Source organism: Corynebacterium sp. Marseille-P3884 (genome assembly GCF_017942225.1).
Taxonomy (GTDB): domain Bacteria; phylum Actinomycetota; class Actinomycetes; order Mycobacteriales; family Mycobacteriaceae; genus Corynebacterium.
This window is the reverse complement of sequence record NZ_JAGKSD010000001.1, coordinates 36760-56862: the sequence shown is the minus strand read 5'-3', so window position 1 is coordinate 56862 and position 20103 is coordinate 36760. Positions and strand designations below refer to the sequence as shown.

The following is a 20103-nucleotide window of genomic DNA, read 5'->3' as shown; positions in this document are numbered from 1 at the left end:
TGAACCGGACCCAAACGGAAGGGGGCTTTAAGCGCTGTAGCGCCTAGATTCTACTTGCGCTTGCGCTCAATAGCGCCAGCATCACGGTCGGAGGCATCCTTCTCGGCCTCGAGGGCGCGGAGGGTCTCCACCTCCTCGTGGTGGTTAGCGCGCTTGATCTCGTTGCGCTTCGCGGTGATCGCCGGGTCATCCGGGGAGAAGACACCGGAGGTCTCCGAGTCGGCGTAGCCGAGCTCGTTGAGCTGCTTCGGCACACGTGCACCGGCGTACTCCAGCGGCAGCTGGTGGCCGTCGGCGTCGACTGGGCCCAACGGCTGGTGCACACCGACGAAGGCGCCGTTCGGCAGCTTCTGGATGATACCGGTCTCAATACCGTGCTCCAGCACCTCGCGGTCGCTGCGCTGCAGACCAACGCAAATGCGGTAGGTGATGAAGTACGCCAGCGGCGGCAGGACGATCAAGCCGATACGGCCGACCCAGGTCATCGCATTCAGGGAAATCTGGAAGTGGTACGCGAACAAGTCGTTACCGCCGGACAGCGTCAGGAGCAGGAAGAAGACCAGGCCCATGACACCGATGCCGGTGCGCACCGGAACGTCGCGCGGACGCTGCAGCAGGTTGTGGTGCGCATCGTCGCCGGTGACCTTCTTCTCGATGAACGGGTAGGTCAGCAGCAGGACGACCATCAGGCCTGCCAGCAGTGCGACCCAGAACACGCCCGGAATGGTGTAGTTGCCCAGGTAGAGCTCCCACGCAGGCATGACACGGGCGGCACCGTCAGTCCACAGCATGTAGATATCCGGCTGCGAACCAGCGGAGACCTGCGACGGGTTGTACGGGCCGATATTCCAGATGGCGTTAATGGTGGTGACACCGGCCATCAGAGCGAGGACGCCGAAGACCAGCATGCCGAAGCCCATGGCCTTCACGGCGAAGACCGGCATAATGCGGATGCCCACGACATTGTTCTCGGAGCGACCCGGGCCCGGGAACTGGGTGTGCTTCTGGAACCAGACGAGCAGCAAGTGCGCTGCGATGAGCGCGAGGATGATGCCCGGCAGGATCAGCACGTGAAGGATATAGAAACGGTCCAGCATGAGATCCGACGGGAAGTCGCCGCCGAACATTGCCCAGTGGAGCCAGGTACCGATGATCGGCAGACCAACGATGATGGCGGACATGATTCGCAGACCGACACCGGAGAGCAGGTCGTCCGGCAGGGAGTAGCCCATGAAGCCCTCAGCCATGCCCAGCAGGATCAAGGTGACACCGATGATCCAGTTGGCCTCGCGCGGGCGACGGAACGCGCCGGTGAAGAAGATGCGCATCATGTGGGCGAACATCGCCATCATGAACATCAGGGCGGCCCAGTGGTGCATCTGACGGACGAACAGACCGCCGCGGACCTCGAAGGAAATATCAAGTGCCGTCGCGTATGCGCGCGACATTTCTACACCGTTGAGCGGCAGGTAGCCGCCGTCGTAGATGACCTTGGTGATGGACGGATCGAAGAACAGGGCCAGGTAGACACCGGTCAGCAGGAGAATGATGAAGCTGTACAGCGCCATCTCACCCAGCATGAACGACCAGTGGGTCGGGAAGACCTTGTTCAGCTGCGGGCGGAGAATGCCCGCGATCGTGTACCGCGAGTCAATATTGTCCGCGGCTTGTTCCAGTTTCGTGCTCATTATGACTTACGCTCCCAGAATGCCGGGCCGACGGGCTCAATGAAGTCCCCGCGGGCGATGAGGTAACCGTCTTCGTCGATTTCAATAGGCAGCTGCGGCAGAGCGCGGGCTGCCGGGCCGAAGACCGGCTTGCCGTGCTCCAAAGCGTCGAACTGCGACTGGTGGCACGGGCACAGGATGCGGTTGGTCTGTGCCTCGTACAGAGAGGTCGGGCAACCGATGTGGGTGCAGATCTTCGAGTAGGCGTAGAAGTCGCCGTAGTGGAAGTCCTCCTGGCCCTCGCGCTCGATGACCTTGGCGGCATCGGAGGAACGCAGGCGGATCAGCATGACAGCATTGCGCGGACCGTGAATCGAGTGCATGTGATTCTCGTACACGTCGCGCTCGGCGTCGTACTTATCGCCGTCGTTGACATCCTCTTCCAGGAGCGGGAAGACCGTCTCCATCGAAGCGGCGTCGAGGTCCTCCGGGCGCATACGCACCAGACGGGACACGCCTGCGGTGCTGTAGTGCTTACCGGCCTCGGTGTCGTGCAACTCGGCGATCGCGGCGGTGTCGCGACCCAGGTAGAGCTTCTTGCCTTCGCGGGCCAGTGACCAACCCTGGGTCCACAGCGTGCCGTCGCCGTTGTAGTTCATCTGGTGACGAACGCGCCACGGATTCTTGATGATGCCACCGAGCGGGGCGATGATGACCAGACCAGCCATCAGACCAGCACCGCCGAGCAGGCCCTTCATGACGTTGCGACGACCAAGGGTGGAGGTCTGCCACGCATCGTTCAGAAGTGCCGTCGTGGTGCGGCGGTCCAGCTCGGAAGAACGTCCGTCGTGGCGACGCTGAACCGCGATCTCCTCCGGCACGAACTTCTTCACGTACTGGACGATTGCCACGCCGAGGGAAACGAGTGACAGACCCGAGGTCAGACCCAGCAGCGGGGTGTACAGGCTGTACATCCCCAGGCCTTCCTGACCATGGAAGCGAGCCTCCCACGGCCAGAACAGATAGACACCCAAGAAAGCGAGACCCGCGATGATGGACAGACCCAGCCAGATATTGATGCCAGCTGCGGCACGCTTTTCTGCCGGATCGTTCTCGATCGGGAAGCGCTCCTTGCGGTACGCCACCGTGACGTCGTCAAGCTCGGTGCCCAGTGCAGCGAGCTCAGCGTTGCTCATCTTGTCCAGCTCTTCGCTGGTGTAGTTCTTCTTTAGTTCATTGCTCATGAGCGCGATCCAATCCACATTGCGGCTGCACCGATGAGGGTGACGCCAATGATCCACATAGCCAGACCCTCAGCCACCGGGCCGATACCGCCCAGTGCCCAACCAGCCGGGCTCGGGGTCTCCTTCGACGACTTGATGAATGCGATGATGTCGCGCTTCTCATCCGCCGTCAGCTGACGGTCGGAGAACTTCGGCATGTTCTGCGGACCGGTCAGCATCGCCTGGTAGATCTCCTGCTCGTTCGCGGGATCCAGGTACGGCGCGTACTTACCGGAGGACAGGGCGCCACCGCGGCCGGTGAAGTTGTGGCAGGACGCGCAGTTGAGGCGGAACAGCTCGGAACCGCGTGCAACGTCAGCGGCCTGAATGTCGCCATCGAAGTTCTTACCGCGCAGTTCTTCCATAGCGATGGAGCCGTCCTCGTTGTACACGAGCTCCGGGCCGCCGCCATTTGCTGCAACATATGCGGCCATAGCCAGCGTCTGTGCCTCGGAGTAGCGCGGCTTCTTGCGCTCAGCCTGCGCGTCGTTCGACATCATCGGCATGCGGCCGGAGTTGACCTGGAAGTACACGGCGCCCTCGCCGGTACCGATCAGAGAAGGACCACGGTCCTTCACGCCCTGCAGGTTCGCGCCGTGGCAGGTGATGCAGGCCTGCTCGTAGAGGTCTTTGCCTTCCTGGATCAGCGCTTGGTCATCGCGTTGGGCGGTGGCAACCTGCGCATCCGGAGTCAGGGCCGTAGCCAGCAGGCCGGCACCCGAGAGACCGATGCCGAGCGCCAGTGCGCCAGCCGCGGAGCGGCGCATCTTGCGGCGGTTCCGCGCCTTCTTTGGGGTGTTATCCATGTTGTTCCCTTAAGCGAAATCGGTGGTTAGTGCTTACGTCCGAAAGGCCGCGCTACTGAACCAGGTAGAGAGTAACGAACACGCCGATCCACACGACGTCGACGAAGTGCCAGTAGTAGGAGGTCACCATGGCGGCAGTTGCCTGCGCCGGGGTGAACTTCGACTTGGCCACACGGAGGATCACGACGACGAACGCGAGGATGCCCGCGGTCACGTGAGCCATGTGGAAGCCGGTGATGATGTAGAACACCGAGCCGTAAACACTGGACTGCGGGGTGATTCCCGCCATGACCATCTCGGTCCACTCAAATGCGACGAGGCCCAAGAAGACCACGCCGAGCGCAATGGTCACGGTGAACCACTTGCGCAGACCGAAGACATCGCCCTTCTCAGCGGCAAAGACGCCGAACTGAGACGTGACCGAGGAGGCCACCAGGACGACGGTGATGATCGTGCCGAAGACCACGTTGAGGTGGTCCGTCTGGTTCGACCAATCGCCGGTGGACATGCCGTTTGCACGCGAGGTGAAGTACATCGCGAACAAGCCGGCGAAGAACATCAATTCTTGGGCGAGGAACACGATCGTGCCCACGCTGACCATGTTGGGACGGTTCAGCACGGGAAGACGATCGGGCGCTGTCGCCATACCTGGGTTCGTTGTTGCAGTCGTCACGCGTATCAGTATCGCCTTTTTGAACCATAAAGTCACCTTGTTCACCCCCGAATTTTTCATGTGAGCACGACGCGGACCTGCCGTTTTCTTTTCGTTTCCTGCGCGTGTCGGTCCACTTAAAAGTTGCGGGAACTATTTCGGCACGCTTTACGACGTTCATCGGTGCAGGTCACCGGCTAACGCTTGCGAGCACACTTCGCCGGACTGAAATCCGCATAAATCCCGCAACTGTCTTTCGAAAAATAACCGAAAATTTTTTAGTTCCCGGGTGTGACTGGATTCACACATGCGCCCTGCCAAAACGCCCGATCCCCCAAACTTTCGTATGACCCCCCGCGTCGCTACCACACTCCCCCACCGCGTACGTGCGAAAAGGCATGCATGAAAGAATCCCCGCACCGTCGAGATCAACGGTGCGGGGATGGGCGCGTGAAGCGTCGAAGGCGTTTAGTGCTTCTCGCGCGGAATGCCGTACTGCAGGTTCAGCTTGGTGGTAGCCCAGATGAGGATGACCGCACCAACGGCGAGCAGCCACAGCTGCCAGAAGGCAATACCGAAGGCCATGAGGCAGATGCCGCCGGTCATAGCGAGCGGCCAGATGGAGCCCGGGGAGAAGAAGCCCAGGACGCCTGCGCCGTCCTCGACCTCAGCCTCCTCCCAGTCCTCCGGAAGAACATCGGTGCGACTCTCGGTGAAGTTGAGGTAACCGCCGAGCATGAACGAGAAGGCAGCCGCCAGGATCAGTGCGACACCGCCGGCCCACTCGTAGCCGTAGAGGTATGCGTCATCGCCGACGTAGTTGGTGGCGAATGCGTAGATGACCGCCATGATCGTCAGGAAGACGCCGTTGGCGTAGAAGACTTTTGCTCCAGCTCCCATTGCTTTTCCCTAGCCTCTCTTAGACGTTCTGCACGGCGTTGTCGCCGCCGCGGGTACCGGTTCGGTCGGAGTTGAACGGACGGGTGGACGTTGCGAACGGCTCTTCGCCGATGGATGCGAGGGCCTCGGAGTTAGCCGCGTCGGGGTTCTCCTCGCGGAAGCGCATGTAGTCACGGAACTTCTCCGGGGAAACCGCGCGGATCTCGAAGTTCATCATTGCGTGGTAGGTACCGCACATCTCGGCACAGCGGCCGACGAATGCGCCTTCCTCATTGATCTGCTCGATCTGGAACCTGCGCTCCTGCTGGTTCTTCTCCGGGTGGGAGTAGACGTCGCGCTTGAACAGGAACTCCGGAACCCAGAACGCGTGGGAAACGTCGCCGGATGCCAGACGGAACTCGATCGGAGTGTTGGTCGGAAGAACCAGCACCGGAACTTCCTCGGTCGTGCCGACAGTCTCGATCTTGTTGAAGTTCAGGTAGGACTTGTCCGACATGGAGTTGCCGTGGATCGGGTTCGCGTTGTGAACGTCCTCCGCATCCTTCTGGGACTCGTCGGCGATCTTCTGACGCTCAGCATCAGTACCGTCATAGTCGGAACCAGTCGGCGAAAGCTCCGGACCGACGTGGGCGTAACCGAACTTCCAGTTCCACTGGAAACCGGTGACATCAACGGTGACTTCCGGATTCTTATCCAGGGCAACGACCTTGGTCTGCGTCTGAATGGTGAAGAAGAACAGCACCATCACGATGATGATCGGGACGATGGTCAAGCCCAGCTCCAGCGGAACGTTGTACTGCAGCTGCTTCGGAAATTCCCCGGCACCCTTCTTCTCGCGGCGCTTACCACCCCACGCGAAGATCGCGTAGAGGAAGATGCCCCACATGATGATGCCGATGATCCATGCGGCGAGCCAGACCCACACCCAGAAGTTGTACATGCTTGCACCTTCAGGGGTGATGGGGTCCGGCCAGCCCATGTCGAGCAAGTTCGACAATGCGCTCGGCGGTTCAGCCTCACAGCCGGCGAGACCGAAGCCGCTCAGGGCGAGCAGCCCTGCGACTCCGAGCTTCTTGGCCAGGCCACGGTTCTTTGCCGTATCCACGTGTGTCTGCCTTCCTGTCCACACAAACGAAAAAGCTGTGAATACCCTTCAATCCTCTCCCCCGGCTGACAGCCAGCATGGGGCGAGCAGAGCAGAATATTCCTACCAAGTCAGAATAGATTATCCGCGCCCCGGACCTAACCCGCCGCGGTCCGCATGTTCAGCCAGCCCAATCAACTGCTGCGACCGGCGACCACACCGATCCGTTTACCCGCTGGTAACCGGCCACGTCTCCAGTGCTGGACATCGGAGCCAATCCGGCGATGTGCCCGCCGTCACACAAATCGCCAGAAATATCAACCGGAAGTTGCACCCCTATTGGGGACGGGCTAAAGGTTGGCTGACAGCACAACTAGAGTGCCTCACAGCAAGGTGCCGCGCCACGCGGACGCGCGCTAATTCCAGTCGTGCCGGATGCGGCTTCTATTGTGGGTAGAGCTGAACTCACTTTCCTTAAATGACCAACTAAGGAGCCATTCCCATGTGCGGTCTTCTCGCCATGCTGACCAGCTCGTCTGACGCTTCCCGTTTCGTGGATTCCGCCGAGCGAGCTCTCCCCTGCTTCTACCACCGCGGCCCGGACGCTGCGGGCACCTGGCACGACGAGGACGCCGTCTTCGGCTTCAACCGCCTCGCCATCATCGATCTCGAGCACTCCCACCAGCCGTTGCGCTGGGGCCCGGCAGAGAACCCAGAGCGCTACGCTCTGACGTTCAACGGCGAGATCTACAACTACGTCGAGCTGCGCGAGGAACTCACCGCCGCTGGCCTGACCTTCAACACTGAAGGCGATTCGGAGACCATCGTGGTGGGCTACCACCACTGGGGCGAGGACGTGGTCAAGCACCTGCGCGGCATGTTCGCTTTCGTCATCTGGGACACCGAGACGCGCACGATGTTCGTGGCCCGCGACCAGTTCGGCATCAAGCCGCTGTACTACGCCACCACCGACGCTGGCACAGTCTTCTCTTCGGAGAAGAAGGCCATCATGGAGATGGCGAAGGAGCTCGGTCTGGATTTGAGCCTTGACCGCCGCGCTATCGAGCACTACGTCGATCTCCAGTACGTCCCGGAGCCGGAGTCGCTGCATTCTTCTATCCGCCGTCTCGAGTCCGGCTGCACTGCCACGCTCACCCCAGGCGGCGAGGTCGAAGCGAAGCGCTACTTCAACCCGCAGTTCAATGTCGCTCCAGTGACTAAGGGCAAAGAGCACGAACTGTTCACGAAAATTGCCGGGGCGCTGGAGGATTCCGTCGCAAAGCATATGCGTGCTGATGTGACCGTCGGCTCCTTCCTCTCGGGCGGCATTGACTCCACTGCAATCGCGACGCTGGCGAAGCGCCATAACCCGGACCTGCTCACCTTCACCACCGGATTCGAGCGTGAGGGCTACTCCGAGGTCGATGTCGCCGCCGAATCCGCAGAAGCGATCGGTGTCGAGCACATCGTGAAGGTCGTCTCCCCTGAGGAATACGCCGACGCAATCCCGAAAATCATGTGGTACCTCGACGACCCGGTTGCGGACCCGTCGCTCGTTCCGCTGTTCTTCGTCGCGCAGGAGGCGCGCAAGCACGTCAAGGTCGTGCTCTCCGGTGAGGGTGCCGACGAATTATTCGGCGGCTACACCATTTATAAGGAACCGCTCTCCCTCGCTCCCTTCGAGAAAATGCCCGATCCTCTGTTGAAAGGCCTGAACAAGCTCAGCCAGGTTTTGCCTGAGGGAATGCGCGGCAAGTCGCTGCTCGAGCGCGGCACCACCCCGATGGAGACCCGCTACTACGGCAACGCCCGCTCCTTCAATTACGACCAGCTGCGTCGCGTACTGCCGTGGGCGAAGCCGGAATGGGACCACCGCGAGGTCACCGCACCGATCTACGCCCGCTCGAAAGACATGGATCCGGTCGCGCGCATGCAGCACCTCGACCTGTTCACGTGGATGCGCGGCGACATTCTGGTCAAGGCCGACAAGATCAATATGGCGCACTCCCTCGAGCTGCGCGTGCCGTTCTTGGACAAGGAAGTCTTCTCCGTCGCCGAGACCATCCCGCACGACCTGAAGATCGCGAATGGCACCACCAAGTACGCCCTGCGCAAGGCCATGGAGCAGATCGTTCCGCCGCACGTGCTGCACCGCAAGAAGCTCGGCTTCCCGGTGCCGATGCGCCACTGGCTCGCCGGCGATGAGCTCTACGGCTGGGCGCAGCAGACCATCAACGAGTCACAGACCGACGACATCTTCAACAAGCCCGAGGTGTTGGAGATGCTCAAGGAGCACCGCGACGGTGTCTCCGACCACTCCCGTCGCCTGTGGACCGTGCTCGCGTTCATGATCTGGCACGGCATCTTCGTCGAACACCGCATCGACCCGGGCATCGAGCAGCGCGACTACCCGGTGCAGCTCTAACCGCACCCCTTGGCCCTACTACCCCGCCTCGCGGCACATCCACCGTGCCTGCACGCGGGGTAGTGCTGTCTCTACCTCGATTGCATAAACAGAGCTACTGACTCTACCTGCGCCCGGCTGTTCAATGAACACCATGACAACAACACAGCCAGCCACGACGCCACAGTCAGTCACGACTCAACAAAAGCCAAAGAAGACCGGACGCAGGATCCTGACCGTGATCGGGGTGCTCTTTCTCGCGGCCGTGCTCGTCGCTGCAGTCGCCGCGTATTTCTACGGCCCCGCAGTCAGCGCGATGACGACCGGCAAGGCACGCTTCCTCGGCACGGATTCGCCCAAACGCTACACCTCCACGGTGCTACAGCTCGCCGAACAGGGCATCTACAGCGATTCGGAGGAATTCGCGGCAGCCAGCGAGCACGCGAAGGAGGTGGCCAAGGATGCGGATTCAGTCGACGAGGTGCGCGCAGCGCTTGACGACGCCATTCATGCTGCCGGCGGCAAACACTCCCGCCTGTTCTCTCCGGAAGAAGCCGAGCAGCGCGTCGCCGATTCCGACACCGCGGATAGCGCCGACGGTGCGGGGCCTGCTGCCGACGTGGACGGTGGCGTCGTCGTCGCGACCGTGCCTGGTGTTTCCCGCCACGCTGACGTGCAAGGCTACGCTGACACGCTCGCGGACGGGCTGACCCAGGCGCGCGATGGCGGCGCATGCGGCGCGATCGTGGACCTGCGTGGCAATGACGGCGGCGATATGGGGCCGATGCTGGCCGGCCTATCCCCGCTCATCCCTGACGGCACGGCGATGGAATTCGAGTATTCCGGCCGGACGTCGCCGGTGACCGTCGGCGGCAATTCCGTGTCCGGCGGCGGCACTCCCCTGTCCACCCACGGCGGCAAATGGGACGTCCCGACCGCGGTCCTGGTGGACGAGGAGACCGCATCTTCCGGTGAGGCGACCATGCTGGCATTCCGCGGACTAGACAACTCCCGCAGCTTCGGCACCCCGACAGCCGGCTTCGCCTCGGCGAACACTGTCTATGACTTCCCCGACGGCAGCGAACTGATGCTCACCATCGCGAAGGACCGTGACCGAAACGGCCAGACTTACGTTGAAGACCCGATTGAGCCCGACACGAAGACCGAGTCGGGCGACACCGCCCTCGCCGCGGCTCAGAAGTGGCTGCGCGACGAGCACGGCTGCCAGTAACTGCACCGTGACCCGCTCCCGACGCATTGCCGGAGCAGCGGGAGCAGGTTTGCCTTTTGTGGTTTGCCTTTTGCGGTTATTTCCAAAAATTCACCTGGACTTTTCCGCTCTGGAGGCCTAAAAGGCAAACCACAAAAGGCAAACCTCCTTCAGCACACGATTCCCCGTTCCGCGCGCACTTCCCCCGTTGCCCCATTGCACTCTCGGCACCGCACCAATGCCGGACTGACATCTCACAGCGCCCCGCCAGTACAGCAGCGCAAAAAGAAACACGCCCCGTAAGGGACGCGTTTTCACCACCCGCTTGGGGCGGACCAGCTGACTCTTAGTTGAAGGAGTCGCCGCAGGCGCAGGAGCCGCCGGCATTCGGGTTGTCGATGGTGAAGCCCTGCTGCTCGATGGTGTCAGCGAAGTCGATCTCCGCGCCCATCAGGTACGGGACGCTCATCTTGTCCACCACGAGGCGGACACCGCCGATGACGTCGGCCTTATCGCCTTCGAGGTCACGGTCGTCGAAGTAGAGCTGGTAGCGCAGCCCAGCGCAGCCACCCGGCTGAACGGCGATGCGCAGGGACAGGTCATTGCGGCCTTCCTGATCCAGCAGCGCCTTCGCCTTGGCGGCCGCTGCCTCAGTGAGCTTGACGCCGGTTGCGGAAGTCGGTGCAGTCATGAACGTTTCTCCTTGCCTACGAATCGTTTCAGGTTCCCGAGCCTACTCCCGGCCGGCACCTGGATGCTAGTACACCCTAACTTGCGCTGGTCACTGCTCAAAAAACGGGACAATAACGAAACCTGAGCGTGATACCGCGCTTGTATATTCGTTCAACACCACGCTGCGCACCCGTATTCCCACCAGCCCACGGCGGTTTTGTAGCCTAGAGTGCGTGAAACTTCCCTGGCAGAAATCCGATGCCCGCGCGGCAAAAGGCGCAGCCGCCAATAGCGGCTCCACCAAGCTCGACCTCGGCGACGACGCCAAGGACACCAAGAAGGCTTCTTCCGCGAAGAAGAACTCCGCGAAGAAAAACTCCGCCTCCACAGCCGCCCAAGACACAAAGCAAGGCGACAAGAGCGACCGCCCGCTGGGCAAAGACGGCAAGCCACTGCCGAAGGGCTACACCCCACCGAAGGGGCGCCCGACGCCGAAGCGGCACGACCAGGAGGTCAAGCGCGGTGTCGTGCGTGACCCGAATGCCATGTCCAAGCCGCAGCAGGCGCAGAAGCGCAAGGAGCTGAAGGCCTCCATGTCCAAGGAGGAGTGGAAGGACTACAAGAAGCAGGAACGCGCCGAGCGCCGTGAGCGCAACAAGGAAATCCAGGCTCGCATGGACGCAGGCGACGAGCAGTACTTGATGGAGCGCGACCAGGGCGACGTCCGCCGCTACGTGCGCGACTGGGTGGATTCCCGACGCTTTTTGGCCAACTACATGCTGCCCACGATGGTCGTGCTGCTCGCCATCATGCTTCTGGGCACTTTCTTGCCGCGCGTCGCGGAGATTCTGTCGCTGGTGTCCATGATCTTCATCGTGGCGATCTTCGTCGAGGCCGTGCTGATCGGCCGCCGCGCGAACCGCGCTGTGCGCGAGAAGTTCCCGGAGACGGATGAGACGGGCTTCGGCCTGGGCATGTACGCCTATTCGCGCGCTTCCCAGCCGCGCGGTTGGCGTACCCCGAAGCCACAGGTCGCAATCGGTTCCAAGGCGTAGCTCCAGCCAATAGCGCAGAAAGCAGGCCACGTCATCATGAGCGTTTCGCTGGACTTCAACCCAGTCCCCATGCCGGACAGTTCCGCTGAGGCACAGGTGCGCGCCGCGATGACGGAGAATCCGCGCGGTGTGTCGTTCGGCAGGCTCGCGGGGATCGGCGCATGGTTGGCAGGACGCCAGGGAGAAGCTCCCCCGCGGCCTGTTCAATCGCCGAAGATCGTCGTATTCGCCGGCGACCACGGCATTACCGCCCGCGGGGTGTCCGCGTACACGCCGGAGGCATCGGTTCTGCAAGCCGACGAGATTGACGCGGGAGCAGCTCCGGTGAACACGTTGGCGCGCATCGCCGACGCCCCGGTGGAACTCGTCCGCGTGAGCCTCGCCGAAGCCGGTTCGCTCATCCGCGAAGCGTCCGGCGCGATCGATGTTGAGGACGCCATGAGCGACGACGAGTTCGTTCGCGCCGCAGAGCTCGGCAGGACCATCGCTGACACGGCGATCGATTCCGGGTGCGATCTCGCTGTGATCGGCGACATCGGGGTGGGCAACACGACGGTTGCCGCGGCGGTCATCGGCGCGCTCACCTTCACCGAGCCCGTCGTCGCGGTCGGCCGCGGCAGCGGCATCAATGACGAGACCTGGAAGATCAAGGTCACCGCCGTGCGCGACGCGATGTTCCGCGCACGCGAGATCAACGACGATGTCGCGGAGGTCCTCCGCCGCATTTCATCACCGGATTTCGTCGCGGAGGTCGCGTTCATCGCGCAATGCGCGGCACGACGTACGCCAGTGCTTATCGACGGCGCGTTTCCCGCAGCCGCCGCCTACACCGCCGAGCGACTCGCCCCCGGTGTGAAAGAGTGGCTGCTCGCCGGCCAGCTCAGCCCAGAGCCCTGCCACACCGTGTGCCTGAAGGCCCTGGATCTGACCCCGGTGGCGGCACTCGACATGACCACCGGCCAGGGTGCCGGCGGTGCTGCCGTCCTGCCGCTCGTCACCGCGGCTGCGGAGCTCGTCGCCGACGAGATGCGCTCCCAGAACAGCGCCGAGCAATAGCTGAGCTGTAACAGCCGCCCCTACTTCACGGGCACGAGCGTGTGCAGCCAACCGTGGGTGTCCTCGTGCTCGCCACGCTGAATCTTGGTCAGGCGCTCACGCATCTTCATCGTGACATCGCCAGCCTCATTATCGTTGACGGTGAAGTCGATCCCGTTGCCGACAACGTGGCCGACCGGGGTGATCACGGCAGCGGTGCCGCACGCCAAGGTCTCGGTCAGCTCGCCGTTGGCAACGTCGGTCATCCAGTCATCGACGGAGATGCGGACCTCTTCTGTGTCATAGCCGAGGTCTTCGGCGACCTGCAGCAGCGAGTCACGCGTGATGCCCGGCAGCAAGGAGCCGGACAGTTCCGGCGTGACCACCTTGACGCCGTCGTCGCCCGAACCGTAGACGAACATCAGGTTCATGCCGCCCATCTCCTCGATGTAGGTGCGCTCAATCGCATCCAGCCACACGACCTGGTCGCAGCCCTGCTCCTTAGCTTGAGCCTGTGCGAGCAGCGACGCAGCGTAGTTACCGGCGAATTTCGCGGCGCCCGTACCGCCCGGCGCGGCGCGGACATAGTCCTCGGAGATCCACACCTTGACCGGCTTGATACCGCCGTCGAAGTACGCACCCGCCGGGGAGGCAATGACGTAGAAGGTGTAGGAGTTCGCCGGTTTCACACCGAGGCTGACCTCGGTAGAGATCATGAACGGGCGCAGGTACAGCGCAGCCTCGCCGCCAGCCTCCGGCACCCATGCCTCATCGATCTCGACGAGCTGGCGCAGGGACTCGAGAAAGTACTCGTCGGGAAGCTCCGGCATGGCCATGCGCTGCGCCGAGTTCTGCATGCGGTGTGCATTCTGCTCCGGGCGGAAGGTAGCGATGGATCCGTCCGGCTGACGGTACGCCTTCAGGCCCTCGAAGATCGCCTGGCCGTAGTGGAAGACCATGGCCGCCGGATCGAATGAAAGCGGCGCGTACGGCTGCACGCGGGCATTGTGCCAGCCCTCGTCCTCGGTCCAGTCGATCGCGACCATGTGGTCGGTGAATTCCTTGCCAAATTTCGGATCTTTGAGAATCTCCGCACGCTGCTCGTCGCTCGCAGGATTCTCGTTTTCTCGCACGGTGAATTCCAAGTTCGTCATGCCTCCCAAGCATACGCTGGCTGTCAGCAGCCGCAGCCAGTTTCCGCGCACGGTACTGGCGTAGGATCGGCCGCGAGAATCGCACGTACTGATTGTCTTTAGAAGGAGTATGCGTTCAATGCTTCCTCACACAACCGGTGTTCTTCCCTCCCACGGCACGCTGCCCGACGTCGACTTCGCCGCGGCGGCAGACAGCACGCTTATCGACGGCGCGGCGCGCCTCATCCCCATCGCCCAGGGCGACGCACTGGAGCTGCCGGTGTCGGCATTGACCCGCGATGGTCTGCTGGAGGCACTGGAAGCTGTAGGGGCGACGGGCGCCCACGGCGAGATCACCAAGGTGGTTCTCGACGGTGTCCTCTATATCTCGGTCGGACTCGGCGAGGACACCTCCGCGACCTCCGTCCGCCGCGCGATGGGCGTTGCCGCCCGCTCCTTGGCAGGCATTGACCGCGCGGTCGTCTCAGGTGAATTCGGTGTCGGCGCGATCGTCGAGGGCCTGTTGCTCGGCGGCTACAGCTACTCCGGGTTGAAGACTCGCGACAGCGAAAGCAATGGAGCCGAGAAGACCGAGGACACATCCTTGGCTATCACGGTGATCGGCCGCGAAGACGAGCGCGAGGAATTCGATACCGCTGCGACAATCGGCCATGCCGTTGCTCTGGCACGCGATCTGGTGAACACGCCGTCGAATCTGCTCTACCCGGAGGTCTACGCCGCTCACGCAGAGAAGGTCGCCACCGATGCCGGCTTGACTGTCGAGATTCTCGACGACGCGCAATTGCGTGAGCAGGGGTTCGGCGGCATCACTGCTGTCGGCCAGGGCTCCGAGCACGCGCCGCGCTTGGTCCACCTGACGTGGGCTCCGGAGAACGCCTCCGCCGAGACATCGGTCGCGCTGGTGGGCAAGGGCATCACCTTTGATTCCGGCGGCATTTCCATCAAGCCGTCAAACGGTATGGAGCAGATGGTGATGGACATGGGCGGTTCCGCAGCCGTGCTCGCCACTGCGTGCGCCATTGCCTCGCTCAATACTCCGGTGCGAGTGGAGGCATGGATGCCGCTTGCGGAGAACATGCCGTCCGGTTCTGCGCAGCGACCAGGCGATGTGATCACCCATTACGGGGGTATCACGAGTGAGATCATCAACACAGACGCGGAGGGCCGACTCGTGCTCGCCGATGCGATTGCACGCGCCTGCGAGGACTCCCCCACCCACCTGATCGAGACCTCCACGCTCACCGGCGCGCAGATGGTCGCCCTGGGCAAGCGGACCTTCGGCGTGATGGGCAGCGACAATCTGCGCGACCGTATTGCCGAGAACGGCCGCGACATCGACGAACCTGGCTGGGCAATGCCGCTGCTGGAGGAGCACGAGAATGAGATCTCCTCCAAGGTCGCCGACGTGAAGAACGCCAACAGCGACCGTTTCGGCGGGATGGAATTCGCAGCTACCTACCTGTCCCGCTTCATCGGCGACGACATTGAATGGGCCCACGTGGATGTGGCGAGCCCCGCCTGGAATACAGGCGCGCCCCACGGGTTCACTCCCGGCCGCGCTACCGGCGTGCCGGTACGGACGCTGGTGGAGACCATTCGCGGCCTCGCCTAACCCAGCCCTTCTTCCAATGAATCCCCAGTTAGGGGAATGTTCTACTCGCCGCGCTCGAACCGGGCGCGGCGTTCTTTTTGTTCGGCACGCTTGCGCAGGATGCGCTCCTGCTCCATCCGCTTGCGCATGCGGTCGGGATAACCGGTCTCCTCGACGTCGTAAAGCGCGATGCCCAGTTGTTTCGCGACCACGTCGATGCCCTTCGGCCCACCGATCCGGCGACGGGTGAATTCCCCGTTCTCCGCGACAAGCACGACCGACATTTCGTTGACCAGCGTTTCCGGTTCAACAAACCCTTCAACGAAGGCGTGCTGTGCGGTCCACTGCTCGAGGTACCTGATGTCTTCAGGCCGCACGGTCTCGCCGGGACCGCGCGGCGGCTTGATCGGCGAGTTCTTTTTGCGGGAACCGAAGATATTGAACACGCACCACATCATATAAGGCGATATAGAACACACCCCAAAGCAGACATCCGCGCACGCACCATACTGGCTAAGCAGGTACGCTGGTGGCGTATCAACGTCTGCAATTTTTTGAGGAGACTCCATCAACATGGCTCACTCTGTAGAGATGCCCGAGCTGGGCGAATCGGTCACCGAAGGCACCATCACCACGTGGCTGAAGGAAGTCGGCGACACCGTCGAGGTCGACGAACCTTTGCTCGAGGTCTCCACCGACAAGGTCGACACCGAGATCCCGTCCCCGGTCGCCGGCGTTCTGCTGGAGACCAAGGCTGAGGAAGACGACACCGTCGAGGTCGGCGAGGTCATCGCCATTGTCGGCGACGAAGGCGAGAAGCCGTCCGACGATTCCGACGACGACGCTGCTGCTTCCGAGGATAAGGACGAGGACGAGGAGAAGACCGAGTCCGCACCGGCGAAGAAGTCAGGCGGTTCCGGTTCCGCTGCCGACGTGGAAATGCCGGAGCTCGGCGAGTCCGTCACCGAGGGCACCATCACCACCTGGCTGAAGGAGGTCGGCGACGAGGTCGAGGTCGATGAGCCGCTGCTCGAGGTCTCCACCGACAAGGTCGACACCGAGATCCCGTCCCCGGTCGCAGGCACGCTCGTTGAAATCCTGGCGCAGGAAGACGACACCGTTGAGGTCGGCGAGGTCATCGCCCGCGTCGGCGACGCTGACGCAGTTGCTTCCGGCTCCGACGATTCCGCTGACGAAGCAGAAGAGGAAGAGGCCGCAGCTCCGGCAGACGCTCCGAAGAAGTCTGCACCGAAGTCCTCCTCCGACAAGAAGGGTTCCGGCGAGTCCACCGAGGTCGCTATGCCGGAGCTCGGCGAGTCCGTCACCGAGGGCACCATCACCACCTGGCTGAAGGAGGTCGGCGACCTCGTCGAGGTCGACGAGCCGCTGCTCGAGGTCTCCACCGACAAGGTCGACACCGAGATCCCTTCCCCGGTCGCAGGCACCCTGCTGGAGATCCTCGCCGACGAGGACGACACCATCGAGGTCGGCGCCGCGATCGCACGCATCGGCGATGCTGAGGCTGCTGCTGACGATTCCTCTGACGACGCTGAGGAAGAGGAAGAGGAGAAGCCGGCTCCGAAGAAGGAAGAGCCGAAGGAAGAAAAGAAGGCTGAGCCGAAGCAGGAGAAGAAGGCTGAGAAGTCCGCTTCTGCCACCACCTCCGCGAAGGTCAACAACGGCGGCAAGGTTCCGTACGTCACCCCGCTGGTCCGCAAGCTCGCTGAGAAGCACGGCGTCGACCTGAACTCCGTCGAGGGCACCGGTGTCGGCGGCCGCATCCGCAAGCAGGATGTCCTCGCCGCTGCCGAGGGCGGTTCCGCTAAGGGCGCATCCGAGGCCACGGACACCAAGGCTGCTGCAGAGTCCGCACCGAAGGCTTCCGGCCCGCGCGCACGCTGGTCCACCAAGGCCGTCGACCCGGCCAAGCAGGAGCTCATCGGCACCACGCAGAAGGTCAACCGCATCCGCGAGATCACCGCTGCGAAGATGGTCGAGTCCCTGCAGATCTCCGCACAGCTCACCCACGTGCAGGAAGTCGATGTCACCCGCATCGCCGACCTGCGCAAGAAGGTCAAGCCGGCATTCGTCGAGAAGCACGGCGCGAACATCACGTTCCTCGCCTTCTTCGTCAAGGCTGCGGCTGAGGCTCTGGTCTCCCACCCGAACGTCAACGCCTCCTACGACAAGGAGACGAAGGAGATCACCTACCACGAGGACGTCAACATCGGCATCGCCGTTGACACCCCGATGGGCCTCCTGGTGCCGGTTCTGAAGCAGACCCAGAACATGTCCCTGGCTGAGATCGCTCAGGGCATCGCCGACCTGGCTGCACGCGCACGCGACAAGAAGCTGCGCCCGGACGACCTGTCCGGCGCGACCTTCACGGTCACCAACATCGGTTCCGCTGGCGCACTGATGGACACCCCGATCCTCACCCCGCCGCAGTCCGGCATCCTGGGCACCGGCGCGATCGTGAAGCGTCCGGTCATCGTCACCGAGGACGGCATCGACTCCATCGCGATCCGCCAGATGTGCTACCTGCCGTTCACCTACGATCACCAGATCGTCGACGGTGCTGACGCAGGTCGCTTCATCACCACGATCAAGGACCGCGTCGAGGCAGGCGACTTCGAGGACGACATGGACCTCTAAGTCCACGCTGAACCTGGGTTCTTCAAACGGCCCGGCACTGACCACGACGGTCAGTTGCCGGGCCGTTTTATCTGCCAAAACGCTCCTTGAGCGCAGTCGATACACTGGTTTTCATGTCACAGGATTCGACTGAGAACAACGCCGAGAAGAACAGCTACAGGTCTTTCCGCAACCACCCCGCCCACTTCATGGAGGAAGCGCTCGGCGGGCTCGTCGCCGCCCACCCAAATGCGCAGTGGCACGAGGAAGGCTTCATCGGGCTGGCAGAGGAGAACGACGGCAACGCCGACCGCCACGTCGCAGTGATCTCCGGTGGCGGATCCGGCCACGAGCCGATGCACGCCGGTTTCATCGGTGCCGGCATGCTCGACGCGGCGTGCCCGGGCTTGCTGTTCACCTCCCCCAACGCCGTCCAGATCACTGCGGCGACTGACTGGGCGGACCGCGGCGAGGGCGTCGTGCATGTGGTGAAGAACTACACCGGCGACGTCATGAACTTCACCGTCGCGGCTAATAGCTCCGACGCCGAGGTGGCCACCGTGACCGTCGCGGACGACGCAGCCACCGAGATCGACGAGGACGACGACTCCCCTGGCCGCCGCGGCACTGGCGCGACCATCATCGTGGAGAAGATCGCGGGCGCGTCCGCCGCACGCGGCGACGATCTGGCAACGGTCGCCGCGACCGCACAGAAGGCCGCCGACCAGTCCCGCAGCATGGCTGTCGCGCTCATGCCGGGGCACCTTCCCACGACCGACCGCGAGACCTTCGATCTGGATGAAGGCGAGATTGAGATCGGTGTCGGCATCCACGGCGAGCCGGGCGTGGAGCGCCGCGACACCACGCAGAGAGAGGCACCGACCGCGGAAGCGCTCGTCGAAGAGCTGCTGGACGGCATCACCGAATCCCTCGGCAACGCCGATGTGGCGCTCGACGGCGCCGATGTCGTCCTGCTGGTCAACGGCCTCGGAGGCGTGAGCGAGCTGGAGCTGGATTTGGTCTTCGGTCAGGCCTTGGGCCAGCTTGGGGAACGCGGAGCGACGGTCCGACGGGGCATTGTGGGAACCCTGGTCACCTCCATGAACATGGCGGGCGTGTCCCTGACCGTCACCGTCGTCGATGACGAGCTGCTGGAGCTCATCGACGCTGACACCGCGGCCCCGGCGTGGCCCGCGGTCGTCGCCGATCCGCAGTACTCCCCGGCCCTCATGGTCGATGACAGCGAGGCTCCGAATGACGGTGCCGAGAACGAGTGGCTCACCGCCTTCGCCGACCGCCTCGGCAAATCCTACGACGACCTCACTGAGCTCGACCGTGTGGCCGGCGACGGTGATTTCGGCCAGAACCTCGAGGCTGCCTTCGGCGATATCGAGACCCCGCTCAAGGGCTCAGACGCCGATGTGCTCGAGTTCTTCGCCCACCGCATGCTCGTCCGCGCTGGAGGAACCTCAGGCGCAGTGCTGGGCACGCTCTTCCGTGAGATGGGCGATGCCTTCGCCGATGCGGACGTGGATTCACGCGACGCCGATGCCGCCGACTTCGCCCGCGCCCTGAGCACCGGCCTGAACAACGGCGTCGACGCGATCACCGCACTCGGCGGCGCAAAGGAAGGCGATAACACCTTGATCGACTCCCTCGCCCCCGCCGCGAAGGAAGCTGCGAATCTCGTCGAGGGGGCCGGAGCCAACACCATCGCCGAGGTTCTCGAGCAGCTTCACACCCCCGCTGTGGAGGGCGCCAAATCCACGCGTGGCATGCAGGCCAAGAAAGGCCGTGCTTCTTACCTGGGAGAATCTGCCGCCGATGTGCCGGATCCCGGCGCGATCGCCATCACATGGTTGTTCGGCGAGGCAGCCGTCGACGAGTTCTAAAACACGGTTTTCTACACTCGTAGGCAAACGTAAAACGTGACGCACTAAATACTTCAAGGAGCTA

Annotated in this window: 16 protein-coding genes; 7 read left to right on the top strand and 9 right to left on the bottom strand. The window is 62.9% G+C overall.

Features of this window, described 5'->3' with window-relative positions; translation table 11 throughout:
* Window positions 1-50: 50 nt before the first annotated feature.
* The 6 genes from J5Y21_RS00250 to J5Y21_RS00225 all read right to left on the bottom strand — a co-directional run bounded on the left by J5Y21_RS00250 (window position 51) and on the right by J5Y21_RS00225 (window position 6413).
* Entirely contained in the window at window positions 51-1688 is a 1638-nt protein-coding gene (locus J5Y21_RS00250) for a cytochrome bc complex cytochrome b subunit (protein ID WP_210571587.1), read from the bottom strand.
* Window positions 1688-2911 (bottom strand): ubiquinol-cytochrome c reductase iron-sulfur subunit, encoded by a 1224-nt coding sequence (locus J5Y21_RS00245; protein ID WP_210571586.1) that lies wholly within the window; start codon window positions 2909-2911, stop codon window positions 1688-1690. Before J5Y21_RS00245 ends, J5Y21_RS00250 begins: the two co-directional genes overlap by 1 nt.
* Window positions 2908-3756, bottom strand: coding sequence for a cytochrome c (locus J5Y21_RS00240; protein WP_210571585.1), 849 nt, complete (start codon window positions 3754-3756; stop codon window positions 2908-2910). Before J5Y21_RS00240 ends, J5Y21_RS00245 begins: the two co-directional genes overlap by 4 nt.
* 52 nt (window positions 3757-3808) lie before the next feature.
* A complete protein-coding gene (locus tag J5Y21_RS00235) occupies window positions 3809-4429 on the bottom strand; it encodes a heme-copper oxidase subunit III (protein WP_210571584.1) in 621 nt (206 codons plus the stop codon).
* Window positions 4430-4876: 447 nt separating this feature from the next.
* A complete protein-coding gene (locus tag J5Y21_RS00230; RefSeq protein WP_210571583.1) occupies window positions 4877-5308 on the bottom strand; it encodes a cytochrome c oxidase subunit 4 in 432 nt (143 codons plus the stop codon).
* Window positions 5309-5327: 19 nt separating this feature from the next.
* Window positions 5328-6413 carry a cytochrome c oxidase subunit II gene (locus J5Y21_RS00225; RefSeq protein ID WP_210571581.1) on the bottom strand — a complete coding sequence of 362 codons (1086 nt, stop codon included), beginning with the start codon at window positions 6411-6413 and terminating at the stop codon, window positions 5328-5330.
* A gap of 481 nt (window positions 6414-6894) precedes the next feature.
* Here J5Y21_RS00225 and asnB point away from each other — a divergent pair, with 481 nt between their 5' ends.
* Window positions 6895-8817: an asparagine synthase (glutamine-hydrolyzing) gene (gene asnB / locus J5Y21_RS00220; RefSeq protein ID WP_210571580.1), complete on the top strand. Its 1923-nt coding sequence runs from the start codon at window positions 6895-6897 to the stop codon at window positions 8815-8817.
* Between the two features lie 133 nt (window positions 8818-8950).
* The gene (locus J5Y21_RS00215; RefSeq protein WP_210571579.1) at window positions 8951-10027 is read left to right on the top strand and encodes a S41 family peptidase; all 1077 of its coding nucleotides are present in this window, start codon (window positions 8951-8953) and stop codon (window positions 10025-10027) included.
* Window positions 10028-10352: 325 nt separating this feature from the next.
* Here the strand turns inward: J5Y21_RS00215 and J5Y21_RS00210 are convergent, their stop codons facing one another.
* Entirely contained in the window at window positions 10353-10697 is a 345-nt protein-coding gene (locus tag J5Y21_RS00210; protein ID WP_210571578.1) for an iron-sulfur cluster assembly accessory protein, read from the bottom strand.
* A gap of 214 nt (window positions 10698-10911) precedes the next feature.
* Here J5Y21_RS00210 and J5Y21_RS00205 point away from each other — a divergent pair, with 214 nt between their 5' ends.
* Both J5Y21_RS00205 and J5Y21_RS00200 read left to right on the top strand, forming a co-directional pair.
* Window positions 10912-11733, top strand: a complete 822-nt coding sequence (locus tag J5Y21_RS00205) for a DUF3043 domain-containing protein (protein WP_210571577.1) — start codon at window positions 10912-10914, stop codon at window positions 11731-11733.
* Between the two features lie 36 nt (window positions 11734-11769).
* The gene (locus J5Y21_RS00200; RefSeq protein ID WP_210571576.1) at window positions 11770-12789 is read left to right on the top strand and encodes a nicotinate-nucleotide--dimethylbenzimidazole phosphoribosyltransferase; all 1020 of its coding nucleotides are present in this window, start codon (window positions 11770-11772) and stop codon (window positions 12787-12789) included.
* 20 nt (window positions 12790-12809) lie between these two features.
* Here the strand turns inward: J5Y21_RS00200 and J5Y21_RS00195 are convergent, their stop codons facing one another.
* The gene (locus J5Y21_RS00195) at window positions 12810-13922 is read right to left on the bottom strand and encodes a branched-chain amino acid aminotransferase (RefSeq protein WP_210571575.1); all 1113 of its coding nucleotides are present in this window, start codon (window positions 13920-13922) and stop codon (window positions 12810-12812) included.
* A gap of 118 nt (window positions 13923-14040) precedes the next feature.
* On the opposite strand from J5Y21_RS00195, the gene J5Y21_RS00190 reads away from it, so the two are divergent.
* Window positions 14041-15534, top strand: coding sequence for a leucyl aminopeptidase (locus J5Y21_RS00190; protein WP_246874792.1), 1494 nt, complete (start codon window positions 14041-14043; stop codon window positions 15532-15534).
* A 41-nt stretch (window positions 15535-15575) separates the two neighbouring features.
* Here J5Y21_RS00190 and J5Y21_RS00185 read toward each other — a convergent pair whose 3' ends face one another.
* Window positions 15576-15959, bottom strand: coding sequence for an oxidoreductase (locus J5Y21_RS00185; RefSeq protein WP_210571571.1), 384 nt, complete (start codon window positions 15957-15959; stop codon window positions 15576-15578).
* A gap of 127 nt (window positions 15960-16086) precedes the next feature.
* Between J5Y21_RS00185 and sucB the strand changes: the two genes are divergently transcribed.
* Together sucB and J5Y21_RS00175 are read left to right on the top strand one after the other, a co-directional pair.
* A complete protein-coding gene (gene sucB, locus J5Y21_RS00180; protein ID WP_210571569.1) occupies window positions 16087-18168 on the top strand; it encodes a 2-oxoglutarate dehydrogenase, E2 component, dihydrolipoamide succinyltransferase in 2082 nt (693 codons plus the stop codon).
* Between the two features lie 113 nt (window positions 18169-18281).
* The gene (locus J5Y21_RS00175; protein ID WP_210571567.1) at window positions 18282-20039 is read left to right on the top strand and encodes a dihydroxyacetone kinase family protein; all 1758 of its coding nucleotides are present in this window, start codon (window positions 18282-18284) and stop codon (window positions 20037-20039) included.
* The last annotated feature ends 64 nt before the right edge of the window (window positions 20040-20103 follow it).

Excerpts from the sequence above, each read along its gene's own strand:
- J5Y21_RS00250 (WP_210571587.1), bottom strand. The coding sequence starts at position 1,688 with ATGAGCACGAAACTGGAACAAGCCGCGGACAATATTGACTCGCGGTAC.
- J5Y21_RS00245 (WP_210571586.1), bottom strand. The coding sequence starts at position 2,911 with ATGAGCAATGAACTAAAGAAGAACTACACCAGCGAAGAGCTGGACAAG.
- J5Y21_RS00240 (WP_210571585.1), bottom strand. The coding sequence starts at position 3,756 with ATGGATAACACCCCAAAGAAGGCGCGGAACCGCCGCAAGATGCGCCGC.
- J5Y21_RS00230 (WP_210571583.1), bottom strand. The coding sequence starts at position 5,308 with ATGGGAGCTGGAGCAAAAGTCTTCTACGCCAACGGCGTCTTCCTGACG.
- asnB (WP_210571580.1), top strand. The coding sequence starts at position 6,895 with ATGTGCGGTCTTCTCGCCATGCTGACCAGCTCGTCTGACGCTTCCCGT.
- J5Y21_RS00215 (WP_210571579.1), top strand. The coding sequence starts at position 8,951 with ATGACAACAACACAGCCAGCCACGACGCCACAGTCAGTCACGACTCAA.
- J5Y21_RS00210 (WP_210571578.1), bottom strand. The coding sequence starts at position 10,697 with ATGACTGCACCGACTTCCGCAACCGGCGTCAAGCTCACTGAGGCAGCG.
- J5Y21_RS00200 (WP_210571576.1), top strand. The coding sequence starts at position 11,770 with ATGAGCGTTTCGCTGGACTTCAACCCAGTCCCCATGCCGGACAGTTCC.
- J5Y21_RS00195 (WP_210571575.1), bottom strand. The coding sequence starts at position 13,922 with ATGACGAACTTGGAATTCACCGTGCGAGAAAACGAGAATCCTGCGAGC.
- J5Y21_RS00190 (WP_246874792.1), top strand. The coding sequence starts at position 14,041 with ATGCTTCCTCACACAACCGGTGTTCTTCCCTCCCACGGCACGCTGCCC.
- sucB (WP_210571569.1), top strand. The coding sequence starts at position 16,087 with ATGGCTCACTCTGTAGAGATGCCCGAGCTGGGCGAATCGGTCACCGAA.
- J5Y21_RS00175 (WP_210571567.1), top strand. The coding sequence starts at position 18,282 with ATGTCACAGGATTCGACTGAGAACAACGCCGAGAAGAACAGCTACAGG.